This window comes from Bacteroides rodentium JCM 16496 (assembly GCF_000614125.1).
GTDB lineage: Bacteria > Bacteroidota > Bacteroidia > Bacteroidales > Bacteroidaceae > Bacteroides > Bacteroides rodentium.
This window is the reverse complement of record NZ_BAKJ01000065.1, coordinates 1-14,677: the sequence shown is the minus strand read 5'-3', so window position 1 is coordinate 14,677 and position 14,677 is coordinate 1. Positions and strand designations below refer to the sequence as shown.

The 14,677-nt window shown below is 48.4% G+C and carries 9 protein-coding genes and 3 pseudogenes; 1 reads left to right on the top strand and 11 read right to left on the bottom strand.

Annotated features, from left to right (window positions below; genetic code table 11):
- Window positions 1-109: 109 nt before the first annotated feature.
- Complete coding sequence (locus JCM16496_RS19070; RefSeq protein WP_025836193.1) at window positions 110-832, top strand: DUF6064 family protein; 723 nt, start codon at window positions 110-112, stop codon at window positions 830-832.
- Between the two features lie 28 nt (window positions 833-860).
- Here JCM16496_RS19070 and gpmA read toward each other — a convergent pair whose 3' ends face one another.
- The 11 genes and pseudogenes from gpmA to JCM16496_RS19015 form a co-directional block, all read right to left on the bottom strand.
- Window positions 861-1,607: a 2,3-diphosphoglycerate-dependent phosphoglycerate mutase gene (gpmA, locus tag JCM16496_RS19065; RefSeq protein ID WP_005827407.1), complete on the bottom strand. Its 747-nt coding sequence runs from the start codon at window positions 1,605-1,607 to the stop codon at window positions 861-863.
- Window positions 1,608-1,858: 251 nt separating this feature from the next.
- Window positions 1,859-4,422 (bottom strand): annotated as a pseudogene (locus tag JCM16496_RS19060) (glycosyltransferase family 1 protein).
- A gap of 30 nt (window positions 4,423-4,452) precedes the next feature.
- A pseudogene (locus JCM16496_RS19055) lies at window positions 4,453-6,113 on the bottom strand (glycogen/starch synthase).
- A gap of 294 nt (window positions 6,114-6,407) precedes the next feature.
- Window positions 6,408-6,827, bottom strand: coding sequence for an ATP synthase subunit C-like protein (locus JCM16496_RS19050; protein WP_013547582.1), 420 nt, complete (start codon window positions 6,825-6,827; stop codon window positions 6,408-6,410).
- 33 nt (window positions 6,828-6,860) lie between these two features.
- Window positions 6,861-8,684 (bottom strand): annotated as a pseudogene (locus tag JCM16496_RS25335) (V-type ATP synthase subunit I).
- The gene (locus tag JCM16496_RS19040) at window positions 8,681-9,286 is read right to left on the bottom strand and encodes a V-type ATP synthase subunit D (protein ID WP_005827391.1); all 606 of its coding nucleotides are present in this window, start codon (window positions 9,284-9,286) and stop codon (window positions 8,681-8,683) included. The pseudogene JCM16496_RS25335 and the gene JCM16496_RS19040 overlap by 4 nt, the downstream one beginning before the upstream one ends.
- Window positions 9,287-9,355: 69 nt before the next feature.
- Window positions 9,356-9,712 carry a four helix bundle protein gene (locus tag JCM16496_RS19035; protein ID WP_025836190.1) on the bottom strand — a complete coding sequence of 119 codons (357 nt, stop codon included), beginning with the start codon at window positions 9,710-9,712 and terminating at the stop codon, window positions 9,356-9,358.
- A gap of 30 nt (window positions 9,713-9,742) precedes the next feature.
- Window positions 9,743-11,065 carry a V-type ATP synthase subunit B gene (locus JCM16496_RS19030; RefSeq protein ID WP_025836189.1) on the bottom strand — a complete coding sequence of 441 codons (1,323 nt, stop codon included), beginning with the start codon at window positions 11,063-11,065 and terminating at the stop codon, window positions 9,743-9,745.
- Between the two features lie 140 nt (window positions 11,066-11,205).
- Complete coding sequence (locus JCM16496_RS19025; protein WP_025836188.1) at window positions 11,206-12,960, bottom strand: V-type ATP synthase subunit A; 1,755 nt, start codon at window positions 12,958-12,960, stop codon at window positions 11,206-11,208.
- Window positions 12,961-12,979: 19 nt separating this feature from the next.
- On the bottom strand, window positions 12,980-13,819 hold the full coding sequence (locus JCM16496_RS19020) for a DUF2764 domain-containing protein (RefSeq protein ID WP_025836186.1): 840 nt from the start codon (window positions 13,817-13,819) through the stop codon (window positions 12,980-12,982).
- 16 nt (window positions 13,820-13,835) lie between these two features.
- Window positions 13,836-14,426 carry an ATP synthase subunit E gene (locus JCM16496_RS19015; RefSeq protein ID WP_025836185.1) on the bottom strand — a complete coding sequence of 197 codons (591 nt, stop codon included), beginning with the start codon at window positions 14,424-14,426 and terminating at the stop codon, window positions 13,836-13,838.
- Between the last annotated feature and the right edge of the window lie 251 nt (window positions 14,427-14,677).

The window sequence follows — 14,677 nt, the reverse complement described above, 5'->3', positions numbered from 1 at the left end:
ACTCTTCACCTATTTTTTTGGAGGCACAAAGATAGGCAAAATGTAGAAAACGATTTCATTCTTTCGGCAGAAAACTCTACCTTTGCAGCCGTTTTTTTAATGGACACAAATGGAAATATTCTGGAATACTATCGCACAATACAACGAGGCCACCTGGTGGGCACAGCTCCTCATCACCGCAGCAGGTATCCTGCTCACCACGCAGCTCTACCGGAAACCGACCTTATGGGCAAAACGCTCCATGAAAATCTACATGGTATTTCTGAACGGGTGGATTTCCATCGTGTACTACATGACGTATTGCGGAGCGCGCGGACACCACCATATACTCGCCATCTTCTGGGGAGTGATTGCACTGTTGTGGCTATGGGATTTGTTTACCGACTACACTCCGTTCGAGCGCAACCCGAAATACAAGGTACTGGTGGGGGTACTCTATGCAATGCCTTTCCTCTACCCGCTCCTTTCGTGGGCACGCGGAATGGAATTTCCCATGATGACCACCACCGTGATGCCCTGCTCGGTAGCAGTTTTCACCATCGGGCTGCTGCTGGCTTTCTCGCGCAGGGTCAACCTGCTCGTCATTCTGTTCCTTTGCCACTGGGCACTCATCGCCTTTTCCAAAGTCTACATCTACAAGATTCCCGAAGACCTGCTGCTGGCAAGCGCCACCGTGCCTGCCATCTATCTGTTCTTCAAGAACTACTTTGAACAGAACTTGCACAAGGAAACCAAGCTGGGCGCACGGCTCATGAACTGGTTCCTTATCCTCATCTGCATAGTGGTCGGGGTACTGCTCAGCATGACGCTGCTCCATGGAATGAGAGGATAAAGAAATGGCGCGCTTCCGCGCGCCAAAATCATTTCTTCTTTCCCTGATTGGCCACAGCCTCCATCAATTTCTTTATCTCCTCGGGGTCACCCAAGAAATAGTCCTTCGTCAAGTTCAGCTCATCGTCAAACTCAAAGACGTAGGGTACCGCCGTAGGCAGGTTCAGGTGCACGATTTCATCGTCCGAAATATGTTTCAGATGCTTGATAATACCCCGCAGGCTATTACCATGAGCCACTACCAGCAATTCGTCAGCCGTCTTCAGGTTCGGGAAGATGACACATTTCCAGTAGGGCATGATACGCTCAATCGTATCTTTCAACGACTCCGTACGGGGCAGTTCGGCATCGGGCACTTCCTGATAACGGTCCTCAAAACGCGGATTACGCGGGTCATCCTCGGCCAATGCATGCGGAGCCACATCAAAGCTCCGGCGCCATACCAGCACCTGCTCGTCACCGTACTTGGCAGCCGTCTCCGCCTTGTTCAGTCCCTGCAACTGGCCGTAGTGTTTCTCATTCAACCTCCACGATTTCTCCACCGGAATCCAATCCTGGTCGAGACGGTCCAGCACACAATCCAGTGTCTTCACGGCACGCTTCAGATAGGAAGTATACGCCTTCTTGAAGCGGAATCCCTTTTCTGCCAGCAGCTCACCCGCCCTTACAGCTTCAGCAACGCCCTTCTCTGTCAAATCAACATCCGTCCACCCCGTGAAGCGGTTTTCCTTATTCCATGCACTCTCGCCGTGGCGAAGCAAAACAATCTTTTTCATATAGTCTCCTTTCAGTTTTACTTATAAAACACCCGGCTACCTCCTCTTGTTCATGCAAGGACGCCCCACCAAATAGACGGAAGCACCAAAAATCGCTGAACGGACGACTATAACTGAACCTTAATATAAAAAAACAGACCATCCGTTTACCCGAAACGGATGGTCTGTCAACATCATGCAGATGATATCTTTTATCTGAACAGATAATGTGCTCCGCCATATCGCAGGCACATTATCTGTTTTTTATACTCTTATACGAACCAGCGAACGTAGCAGAAGTCCTGGCGGTGAGGCAGGTCTGCATTCTTCGGGAACATACGGTAAGAAACCTTGAAGCTGCCCGCATTTTCCATCTTGTGCTTAGCCTGGAATGTATAGAGGGTACCTTCTTTCTTCACTACATTGAACGGCTCTACGGAGTAAACGTGCTGTTTGCCATCCTGGGCCGTATAAGTAGTCACCAGTTCCAGACCGATGGCATCGTTCAAGCCCTTCTCGTCGATAACGTAAGTAATGGTGTATTCCTTACCGCTCTCGATGGAGCCTTTCACCAAGTCTTCAGTCTTTTCGCAAGACACCACTTCAATGCTGTCCCACTTTTCGGCAACTTCTTCCTTCCAGGCAGCTATTTCCTTAGCCTTGGCATAACCGTCGGCAGCCAGCATCTTGAAACGTTTGGCTTCCTTGATGTAGAACTTGTCGTAATAGTCGTCCAACTGGCGCTTCATTGTATAGTGGGGGGCAATCTGTGCGATGGAGTTCTTGATAGTCTTCACCCAACCTTCAGAATATCCCTTCTTGTTGCGTGCGTAATACAACGGCAGGATTTCTTGCTCAAGAATGCTGTAGATAGTAGCGGCATCGAGCTGGTCCTGATGTTCCTGGTTCTGGTAAGTACGCTTTTCGGTCAATGCCCAACCGGCACCTTCGCGATAGCCTTCCAACCACCAGCCGTCGAGTACGGAGAAGTTTACAACACCGTTCATCAACGCCTTCTCGCCGGAAGTACCGGATGCTTCGAGCGGACGTGTCGGAGTGTTCAGCCAGATATCCACCCCTGAAACGAGGCGACGTGCCAACTGCATATCATAATTTTCCAGGAAGATAATCTTGCCCAGGAACTCCGGACGGCGGGAAATCTCGATGATTCTCTTAATCAAGCCCTGGCCGGCACCATCGTGCGGGTGAGCCTTACCGGTGAAGAGGAACTGTACCGGATAGTCGGGGTTGTTCACAATCTTGGCCAGACGGTCGAGGTCGGTGAACAGCAGATGTGCACGCTTGTAGGTAGCGAAACGGCGTCCGAAACCTATCAGCAGAGCGTTCGGATTGATTTTGTCCAGCAGGGAAACGATGCGTGAAGGGTCACCCTGGTTCTTCAACCAAGTTTCACGGTATTGCTTGCGAACATAGTCAATCAGCTTGTTCTTCATCACCATGCGCGTCTTCCAGATTTCTTCGTCGGACACGTTATAGATAGCCTCCCAAATCTTGGGGTTGGACTGGTCGTAGAGGAAGTTCTCATCAAAATGCGCAGCATAGAGATGTTTCCACTCCGTAGCGCTCCAAGTGGGGAAGTGTACACCGTTGGTAACGTAACCCACATGGCTTTCTTCGGGGAAATACCCCTTCCAGATGGAAGAGAACATCTCCTGGGAAACCTTTCCGTGCAGCCAGCTCACACCGTTCACCTCCTGAGAAGTGTTGCAAGCGAATACAGACATACAGAAACGTTCGCCCTTGTCGCCCGGATTGTTACGTCCGAGGTCCATCAGGTCGTCCCAGCTGATACCCATTCTTGAAGGATAGCCGCCCATGTACTTGCCGAAAAGACCTTCGTCGAAGTAGTCGTGACCGGCAGGAACCGGAGTATGTACAGTATAGAGAGAAGAAGCACGTACCAGCTCGATAGCCTGGTCGTAAGTCAGACCTTCGGCCACGTAGTCGCAGATGCGCTGTACGTTGATTAAAGCGGCGTGTCCTTCGTTGCAGTGATATACATCTTTCTTGATGCCCAGCTTCTTCAGTGTCAGAATACCACCGATACCCAGCAGAATCTCCTGCTTCAAGCGGTTTTCCCAATCACCGCCATACAGCTGGTGAGTGATGGAACGGTCGAACTCGCTGTTCATTTCATTGTCGGTATCAAGCAGATAGAGAGAGATACGTCCCACGTTCACTCTCCACACATAAGCATGCACATAGTAGTCCAGATAAGGAACATCCACTACCATCTGCTCACCCTTCTCATCCAATACACGGTCGATGGGCAACTGACCAAAGTTCTGTGCCTCGTAATTGGCAATCTGCTGGCCGTCCATAGACAAAGTTTGTGTAAAGTAACCGTAGCGGTACAAGAAACCGACTGCGCACAAGTCAACGTTACTGTCGGAGCTTCTTTCAAATAGTCGCCAGCAAGTACGCCCAGACCACCGGAATATATCTTAAGTACGTGGTTCAAACCATATTCCATGCTGAAATAGGCAACAGACGGACGCTTGCTGTCAGGCATCACATCCATATATGCACGGAACTTAGAGTATACCTCCTTCATCCTACGCAGAATGACCTTATCGCTCGCAAGCGCTTCCAGTTTGGCATAGCTCATACGCTCCAGCAGAAGTACGGGATTCTGTCCCACTTCCTTCCATAGAGCAGGGTCAAGGTCTCTGAACAGTTCGGTAGCTTCATAATTCCATGACCACCAGATGTTACGTGCCAGTTCAGACAAATTCTCCAGTTCGGCGGGAATATGCGATTTCACATTCACCTCTCTCCAGTTAGGAGTGTTTACATTACTAACTTTAATCTTCATTGTATGATAACTAATTGATTAATAATTCTTTTATCTTAGTTGACGCTTCATGGCATTGCGCAGCGCAATGTCGTAAGCCTCATAATAATATTTTATAAAATGTTTCCACAAAGCCTGCTCTGCCACCCGGCCTGCACGCTTGCGTATCTCCTTGATTTCAGCATCCGTCTTGGTAGAGAACAAGGCTATGGTATCCTTGATGCCGTCTGCCACTTCGGAATAGTTGTAGTCCGAACGGTGCAGCACTTCCACTCCGTCTTCAATGCCATGCTGGTCTTTCAGGCTGTTCACCCAAAGCCCGAAACCGGCAAGGTCGGTGGTGATGGTAGGCACCCGGAAAGCCACGCTTTCCAGCGGGGTATATCCCCACGGCTCGTAATAAGAAGGATAAACACTGAGGTCCTCGCCTAAAATCAAGTCATAATAATGCTTGTTGAGGATACCGTCGTGGCCATCCTGATAGCAAGGTACAAAAATCACTTTCACCTTGTCTTCGGGACGATTGCCCATACCGAGGTATTTCAGCATATCCAGCACCTGGTCGTGCGTCATATTGTGCAGCCAGTGGGTGATGAAAGGGCACAGCAACGGTTCGGTGAACTTGTCTTTGCTCTTCAGGCGCTTCTGCAAGTCCTCGCGGGGGTCTCCCACCCAGCTGGGCACGTTGACAAACGCCAATACTTTCTTCTTTAAATCCTTATCGCGGTTCAGCCGGTTCAATGATTCCAGGAACACATCGATACCCTTGTTCTTGAACTCGTAGCGTCCGCTGGTACCGATAATCAGTGTATCGTCGCCCAGGTCCTCACCCAGCAGGCAGTTTGCCACACGCAGCATGGTGGAGCGGGCACGTTTGCGCTTGCCGGTAAAGGTGGCGCCTTTCGGTACAAAATCATCTTCAAAACCGTTCATCAGCACAACATCCGCAGGCTTGTCAAGCAACTCCTTGCATTCGTTGTTTGTAATTTCGCTCACAGTGGTGAAGCAGTCCACATAGTGGGCCGTCTGCTTTTCAATGGAATGTTTGGACTCCATGTTCAGCTCCTGGGCCATCTGGTCGCCGTTGTAGGCGAAAAGATAATCGTAGAGCGGCTTGTTGTTGCCAGCTATGGAGCGACCGATGGACGTGGCATGGGTGGTGAAGATGGTCCCTATCTCGGGAACGGCAGACTGAAGGTAGAGGCAGCCATGCCGGTCATCCACTCGTGTGCCTGGAACACCACTTTGTCCGTTTCCGTCAGATTATAGCGATAGAAGCTCTCTATCACCTTGCCGGTAGCGAAAGCAAACATGGATGCTTCGTCATAATCACCATATCCATGCAGTGAATCCACCTGATAGCGGTTCCACATTTCTGTATAAATCTCATTTTTTTCTGCAAAGAACGGTTGGAAATCAACCAATATAACAATAGGTTCTCCCGGAATGTTCCAGCGACCTACGCGGACGGAAAGATTGTCTTTCAACGCTGCATGTTTCTTCCACGCTGCACAAAGGTTATCAGACTCAATGAACAAAGGGTTCTCTTTTCCCTGCCAGAAATCCGGCCCTATAAAGAATAATCTATCGCGAAACTTAGTCTGTAAAGTATTTGCCCTTGTAGACAAAACTGTATAGATACCGCCTACTTTATTACACACTTCCCAGCTCGCTTCGAAGATGTAATCGGGGGTAAGTAGTTCTTTAATCATATTATGTTATAATCTCTTTATCTTAAATTCGGCTGCAAAAGTACACATTATTCTTTGAAAAATAGCCTTTTAATCGAAAAAACTGATTAAAGATACATAAACAATCGTTTGCGGAATGTCATAGTTTAGCCACAAAAGCCCCATGGACTCGCCCATCCATGCATTTTTCGTCTAAAATTCCCGGAGTTTAAACAAAGAATCCCTGGGGTCTTCAGTTGAAACCCCAGGGATTTAAATGAAAATCCCCAAGGATTTCAGTTGTAAATCCCTGGGGTTATTTTCTTACAATCCGGATTATACCATCAATGCAGCTACCAGCGCCAAGATAGCGTAGAATTCAGGAAGCGCGGCGTAAATCATTGTATTGGTCTGTACGTCGTGTCCCTGGGAGATACCCACAATACCGTTCGCACAAATCTGTCCCTGACGGATAGCGGAGAACAGACATACCAGTCCGACACCCAATCCGATGCCCAGCATCAAAGGACCGTCTGTCGCAAAATCCCTGCCCATAGACATCAGGAAAGCCACGAAACCGTAAAGTCCCTGCGTAGCCGGAAGGGCCGACAAAATCATATAACTTGCTGACTTGGAAGGGTCTTTCTTCAACGCACCTTCTGCCGCACTACCGGCGATAGTTGTACCGAAGCAACTGCCAATTCCTGCAAGGGCCAACATCAGGCCCAGACCGAGATAACCTAAAATTTCATTCATAATGTTTCTATTTTTATTTGTTTTTTAATTTGTTTATTTCTTTACTACTGTAAAAGGTTTATAGGCTTCGCCCTTACCCTCGTAACCGGAATTCTTGAAGTATTCCACAAATGTCAGACGGAGCGGGTGTACAAAAGCACTCAGACAAGACATGGCAATGTTCAGCGTATGCCCGAATATCAGTATCAGACCGCAGAACAGCCAGCCCAGGGCCGGACCTGCCGCATCGTTCACCATGAAGGCAAGCTGGTTGAACACGCCTCCAAGCATACCGCCTGCCAGGCCGAGGCATAGAGACGGATGTAGGAAAGTATATCGCCCATCAATCCGGTTGCCATGTTATAGGTATCCCATACTCCGGCACCGATGTTGACAAATACATTCCGGTGGATATTGTTCAGCAGGTAGATACCGATAGCGGAAACACCGCCAATCACGATAAATGCCCATGTAGACACGTCTTCCGAAATTATCTTGAAGAAGGAAAGTCCGCCGGTACAGATAAATCCCACTACCAGCAACAGCCATCCCCAGGCACTGAGCGACTCCTTGAAGCCGAAACGGACGGTCTGTCCCACGGCCTTCACCGTCATGGCAATGCAGATGTGCACCGCACCGATAATCAGTGCCAGCAGCATTTGCTTGTCATAGGTAGTCTCGCCTATCTTACCCACAATCATGAATTCCTTCAGTTTGGCGGGTATCTCCAGGTCAAAGAGGCTTACACCGAAGAAGGTTCCCAGTATGGCACCGATGACGGACGTGAATATACCCAGCGTAATCACCAGGTTCATCATGCCTTTCATGGACTCGGGCATCTTCCTTTTCAGAATGAACCCGAGTGCAATCAGTACCAGACCATAGCCCGCATCTCCCATACAGAAGGCAAAGAAGAGCGAGAAGAATGGCGCAAGTATCGGTGTCGGGTCGAACTCGGCATATTCGGGCATACCGTACATTTTGGTAAGCACTTCGTACATGCGTGTATAGGCGTTGTTTTTCAGCTTGATGGGGGCATTGTCCTCGCGCTTGGCAGCCCTTATCTCATAATAAGTGCCGCTTTCATCGAGAAGTTTCCTCACATCCGCCTCGCAGTCTTCGGGAATCCAGCCTTCCATCAACACTACGGCGCCTTCTGCCATCTGTTCGCTGTTCAGCTTGACTTTCAGCAGGTCTATTTCTTCCTGGAGCTGGAGGTTGTACTTCTCCAACGTGCAGTAATTCGCCTTGCAGAATTCTTTCAGCGGCATGTGCCTGCACAAGGGCTTCCTCCGTATCGGCTTTCTTCCGGCTCAGCTCAGAGAGGCTGAGTGAAGGCAGACGGAGCGGTTCCACATCCAGTTCTACCGGCTGGGGAGTGACGGTCACGAAATAAAGATATCCACCGTTCTCTTTCACCACGATGGCATTGTAGTCCTCTGCCCACGCTTCGTCATAGTCTTTCTCCGGGCAGGTGTAGAACTGCACGAACCAACCGGCATCTTCCAGCTTGCGGATGGCTCCCCAATCGAAATCGCCCCAGACTTCCATCTGCGCCACATCCTTGTCGATGGCGGGAATCTGCTGGTTCAGGTCTTGTATCCGCGCCTGCAAGTCCTCGTAGGATTTCACCAGAGCATCGGTCGACAACTCTTTATGCACCTTTTCTTCCGGCTGTTTGTCCGCCAGGGTGTACATGCTCTGAAGCATATTCTTGTAGAGCGTACGCTTCTGCATGAATTGCTGCAAGGTGTCGTCCATCTCGCCGCACTGCCTTTCCACAACGTGCACCACGCCCAGTTCCCGGATTTGCTCCAGAAACGCTTCGTACTCCTTATGATACACAAGGAACGTGAGCTTCTTCATTTTTGTAATCATGCCTCTGCCTCCTTCCTTTTCTCCTGATGGGACTTCATGATTTTCTGCGATGACTTGGAGAGGTTCTCCTCGTCTTCCATAAACCGCTTGATTTTGCGCAGAGCATCCTGATAGCCCGGAATCTGTACTTTCTCAAAAAGATTCACCTTCTGGGTGGTCTTTTTACGCGCATGTTCCAACAAGTTCAACTTGGCAACGGTAAATTCACGCTCGATGGCAGTATGTGCCAGTGACTTAAGCAAATGCAGCCCGTCTGCATACCATTTGGGCGCATTGAACAAGCTGTAAGGGCGTATCTCGAAATCTACATTCTCGAGCAACGGCACCCGTACACCGGCAATCTTCTTCACACCGAGATGAACATCGCTGACCTTTATCAATGAAGCGTCGAACTCATTCCAAAGGGCGAACATGGCTTCGTAAGCTTGGATTTCCTTTTCCAACCTCGCGTCCAACGCGGCAGCGTCTCCCTTGCAGCGCTTCACTTCCATACGCAGGGCACTCTCCTTGTTCTTGATGATGGGGAGTGTACGCACGCGCACCTTCAGTTGCTTTTCGAGTTGCTGAAGCGAGGTCTTGTTATATTGAAACTTAATAGCCACTTGTTAATTAAAAATTTAAAATTAAAAATTAAAGGCCTATATCTATCACATCTTTATATTAATAAAAAATCAAGCTACACATTTCATCCGTTTTATAATAGAAACAAGTAAACGAATCAAATTTAAGCAATCTTCATTTACCGATTCGTACGAACTATCATTAAAGTATTCACTTTCATGCAATAAAAGTAACCAGTACTTCGTTTCATTAGCTTCTTTCAAAGCAATACTCAATTTATGAATAAAATCAGCTTTGCTTTCAGCAAACTCACTTTCCTTAATCATAGCACCTATAGCTGTCCCTGACCTAAGCAGCTGTTTTGACAACACAAACTCTTTTTTGTTTTCCTGCAAAAATCTACAGACTTTTACAATCCTAATGCCAAAAGCAACTGACTTCTGATCAATCACACTATCGGCTTTCATTGCGCAGCTTTAATTTTTAATTATTAATTTTTAATTTGTGGGCCAATATTGGTCCACAAGCTCTTTCTTGATGTTGACTTCTTCCGGACGGAAATACTTGCCGAACAGACTCCATGCCACATCGAGCATCTCTGTGGTATCGAGGTTGACGTCGATGGCCAGCAGCTGGTTGGAGTAATCCTTGGCAAAGGCAAGGGTACGTTCGTCGTAGTTCGTCAGGTCGAAACCGTTTTCAAGCTTGGTCTTGGCGTTGGCGGCATCGGCGTACAGACGTACAGCGGCATTCATCACCTGCGGATGGTCCTTACGTGTCTTTTTGCCCGTAACAAGCTGTTTCAGACGGGACAAGGAACGGAACGGGTCAACGATAACCTTACCGATGTCGCTGTCACGACGGAGGAACAACTGGCCTTCCGTGATATAACCCGTATTGTCGGGCACGGCATGCGTAATGTCGCCACCGGACAGAGTCGTCACCGCAATAATCGTGATGGAACCGCCACTTGGGAACTGCACCGCCTTTTCGTATATCTTCGCCAAATCCGAATAAAGGGAGCCCGGCATGGAGTCCTTCGAAGGAATCTGGTCCATACGGTTGGACACGATGGCGAGCGCATCGGCGTAGGAAGTCATATCCGTCAGCAGCACCAGCACCTTTTCATTATTGTTCACAGCAAAATATTCGGCCGCCGTCAGTGCCATATCCGGAATCAGCAGACGCTCTACCGGAGGATTCTCGGTGGTATTCATAAAGCTGACGATACGGTCGAGCGCACCGGCATTGGAGAATACGTTCTTGAAGTAAAGGTAGTCATCGTTCGTCATACCCATACCGCCAAGGATAATCTTGTCAGTCTCCGCACGCAGAGCCACATTCGCCATCACCTGGTTGAAGGGCTGGTCGGGGTCGGCAAAGAACGGAATCTTCTGTCCGGACACCAGCGTATTGTTCAGGTCGATACCTGCAATACCGGTTGCAATCAGTTCCGAGGGCTGCTTACGGCGCACCGGATTCACGGACGGGCCGCCAATTTCCACCTCCTCGCCTTCAATGGCCGGACCACCGTCGATGGGGTCGCCAAAGGCGTTGAAGAAGCGTCCGGCAAGCTGCTCGCTCACTTTGATTGTAGGAGCCTTGCCCAAGAATACTACCTCTGCATTGGTGGGAATACCTTCCGTACCCTCAAACACCTGCAAAGTCACTTCGTCGCCGGCAATCTTCACCACCTGGGCCAGCTTGCCGTTTACGGTCGCCAACTCGTCATACCCCACTCCGGTTGCCTTCAGCGAACACGTAGCTTTCGTAATCTGAGTTATCTTGGTATATATTTTTTGAAATGCTTTTGTTGCCATCTATTTATTTACAATTTAGCAATTTACTATTTACTATTTAAATCTCTGCCATCCTATTCTACTATTTTCCTATCTACAACCTCCGTACACCTGCATCCGCAAGGCAAATAGTAAATTGTAAATAGTCAAATAGTACATCCTTAGGCTTTCCGTTCCTCAACCAGTTCCTGCAATTGCTTATGGAACTTGTCGTATTCTTCCGACTTAAACTTCGAGTAGTTCATCTGCTTACAGATGTTAATCATTTTCTTGAAGTAATCCATTACTTCGTTGAAGTTGTCGAACTCAAATTCAGTATGACAGATTTCTATTACCATATTCAGAATCTCCTCCTGACGCTCCATCGGGGTCACGGCATCAATTTCGTCAAAGGCATCCTGCTGCAGAATAACGAAGTCAATCAATTCCGATTTCCAGAAAGTCACGTGATATTCTACGGGCACACCGTCGTCACCCAAAATGTTGATTTGCTCGGCAATCTCCTTACCACGCTGCAAACGGGTCTTGATTTCATTCACCTTGCCAATCCACTCGCCGTTGATGTGCTTGGTGATATACTCTTCAAATTCAGGGTATTCGATATATTTGGAATACGAGTCAATCGGGTTTACGGCAGGATAACGCTTCTTGTCGGCACGGTCTTGCTCAAGGGCATAGAAGCAGCGCGCCACCTTCTTCGTATTCTCGGTCACCGGCTCCTTCAAGTTACCGCCGGCAGGCGATACCGTACCGATGAACGTAATGGAACCGGACTCGCCGTTGTTCAGCTTCACATAACCCGCACGACCGTAGAAGTTGGAGATGATGGAGGACAAGTCCATCGGGAAGGCATCGGGACCGGGCAACTCCTCCATACGGTTGGACATCTCGCGCAATGCCTGCGCCCAACGTGAAGTGGAGTCCGCCATCAGCAGTACCTTCAATCCCATGCTTCGGTAGTATTCCGCAATCGTCATGGCCGTGTAGACAGATGCCTCACGGGCAGCCACCGGCATGTTCGAAGTATTGGCAATGATGATGGTACGTTCCATCAGCTTCCGTCCCGTATGCGGGTCAACCAATTCGGGGAATTCTGTAAAGATTTCCACAACCTCGTTGGCACGCTCACCACAGGCAGCGATGATTACGATGTCTGCTTCCGCTTGTTTTGAAATGGCATGCTGGAGCACCGTTTTTCCGGTACCGAACGGACCGGGGATAAAGCCCGTACCACCTTCCACAATCGGATTCACGGTGTCGATTACACGCACACCGGTTTCCAGCAATTTGAAAGGACGCGGTTTTTCCTTATAGTTGGTCATGGCGCGCTTCACGGGCCATTTCTGTATCATGTTCACCCGGATGTCATTACCTTCGCCATCCGTCAGCACTGCAATGGTATCCTCAATGCTGTAATCACCTTCCTTTGCGATGGATTTCACGGTGCACACACCTTTCTGTTCAAAAGGCACCATGATTTTCAAAGGCTGGAAGTTTTCGTCCACTTGTCCCAGCCAGGCAGCGGCTTCCACTTGGTCGCCCACCTTTGCCAAAGGCACAAAATGCCATTTGCTTCCTTTATCCAGCGGATAGGTATATTGCCCGCGTTTCAAGAAAACACCGTCCATCTTATCGAGGTCGTTTTGCAGACCGTCGTAGTTCTTCGAAAGCATACCGGGCCCCAGTGTCACTTCGAGCATGTGTCCGGTAAACTCGGCTTCGGCCCCCACTTTCAGTCCGCGGGTACTCTCAAATACCTGCACGTAGACCTGGGTACCTACCACCTTAATCACCTCCGCCATCAACTTGTCTCCTCCGGTCGAGATATAACAAATCTCATTCTGCGCTACCGGTCCGTCGACGACGAGGGTCACCATGTTGGCTATTACGCCACTAACAGTTCCTTTTGTTGCCATATATTTTTAGTTGTTTGTTTTATCTGAATTCTGCGGGTATCTGCACCTCGTCTTTCAAGGCAGCGATAATGCTGCGGAACAGTTGGTTACCCTTCTCTTTATCCAACGAAATCCACCGTTCTATCATCTCCAGCTGTAGCAGGAAGACAAACAGACGTTCCACGGTAAAGTAATCGAAGAATGTGGCTTCCTCCATCCAGTCCCAGCGAAGCTGGTCCAGCTTCTTTTCCCGGTCCACCAGTTCCTCCGTCTCACTGATTTTCACCAGCTGCTCCAGATAATCCACCTCAGTACCCAGACCGAAGTCACGGGCATTGGAAGTACGCAGAGCCTCGCACACTTCCGTATCACCCACAATCAGCGGAGCAATGTCCAGCTTAAACTTACGTGCTGTGAGCGCCACCAATACATTATTGATAGTGAGGTTGAAGCCAAACCAGGAAGACACAAACTGATTCCTGCATTCCATGGCATAGGCATAATAGAGTGCTGCCAGGCGGTCTTCATACAAGAAACTGTCCTCGGCAGGCAGGCTGAAGTATTCGGAAATGAAGGTAGAGAGATAAGATGGGAATACACTGTCAGAGACTTCATCGCCATCCTTCAGTTGTGAGATATATTCCGCCAGTTCCTCCGACGAATAGTTTCCGCGCGGGTCGATGGCAGCATCTTTATCCTTCAACAGTTTCAAGACATTCGCATTGTCGAATTTCAGATAAAACAAATCTATCAGCTTTTTATCATCTTCCGACAAGGCAGGATATAGTTCCGTCTTGAAATCGGCTACTGTATAGCTCAGTTTACTGTCTTCCAGAGTAAGTTCAGGCAAACCGGCTACCAAGTAATAGTATTTACTCATAATCCTGTGGGAGTTTTTAGAACAGCATTTCCACTAATTGCGGACGCAGGAATTCCTTGAAGTAATTCATAAATTCTTCTTCGCCGAAGTTCACCTTGTACGAACCATCGGCAGGCGATACGGAGAACAAGGTTTTGATGCCATTCACTTGCTCAATCTTCACACCCTTGTCCAGCAGTTCTTTCGCCTTCGCTGCGAAATATTTCGTCAAGCCTTCCGCATCGGCAGTAGAGATAACGATTGGTTCGTTCACACTCCATTTGGACGCCAATGCAACGATGAAGGCATTAAGATAATCCTTGTTTGCAGCAAATGCCTTTACATCGGCATTCACAATGTTGTCCGTCACCAACGTAGCGATTTCGGACTTCAGAGCATTCACAGCCTGACCGGCAAACAACTTTAATTCAGATTTTGTATTCTCTGCCAGTTCATCGGCAGACTTACGAGCGGTAGCCACGATAGAATCAGCCTCCTTGTGAGCATCCTCTATAATTTTCTTGGCTTCTTCCTGAGCTTTTGCGATAAGTTTCTGTGCCTCTTCGTTTCCTTTTTCTACGCCTTCGCGGTAGATCTTATCGGTCAGCTCTTGAATCTTGTTTTCCATATTTGCAGGAGTTATTATATGATTTATATTACAATATTAATTGCGTGATTTTTTCTCTTCCTATTAGATTCACGCCAAATTTACAAAAATCCATTTGATATTGAATAGAAAGAAAGGAAGAAAAATTCTTGCTCTTCCAAAAAAAATCGTTTTACACCAACTTTGTTCTGTTATGATGACAAAAGAAGCAGAAAATACGTCTGCAATAACCGCATGGCAGGGATTAAAGGGGGGGAGTTCCGGAGGTATAT

What these genes read in the sequence shown, in the direction of transcription:
- JCM16496_RS19070 (WP_025836193.1), top strand. Translation starts at nt 110, where the DNA reads ATGGAAATATTCTGGAATACTATCGCACAATACAACGAGGCCACCTGG.
- gpmA (WP_005827407.1), bottom strand. Translation starts at nt 1,607, where the DNA reads ATGAAAAAGATTGTTTTGCTTCGCCACGGCGAGAGTGCATGGAATAAG.
- JCM16496_RS19050 (WP_013547582.1), bottom strand. Translation starts at nt 6,827, where the DNA reads ATGAATGAAATTTTAGGTTATCTCGGTCTGGGCCTGATGTTGGCCCTT.
- JCM16496_RS19035 (WP_025836190.1), bottom strand. Translation starts at nt 9,712, where the DNA reads ATGAAAGCCGATAGTGTGATTGATCAGAAGTCAGTTGCTTTTGGCATT.
- JCM16496_RS19030 (WP_025836189.1), bottom strand. Translation starts at nt 11,065, where the DNA reads ATGGCAACAAAAGCATTTCAAAAAATATATACCAAGATAACTCAGATT.
- JCM16496_RS19025 (WP_025836188.1), bottom strand. Translation starts at nt 12,960, where the DNA reads ATGGCAACAAAAGGAACTGTTAGTGGCGTAATAGCCAACATGGTGACC.
- JCM16496_RS19020 (WP_025836186.1), bottom strand. Translation starts at nt 13,819, where the DNA reads ATGAGTAAATACTATTACTTGGTAGCCGGTTTGCCTGAACTTACTCTG.
- JCM16496_RS19015 (WP_025836185.1), bottom strand. Translation starts at nt 14,426, where the DNA reads ATGGAAAACAAGATTCAAGAGCTGACCGATAAGATCTACCGCGAAGGC.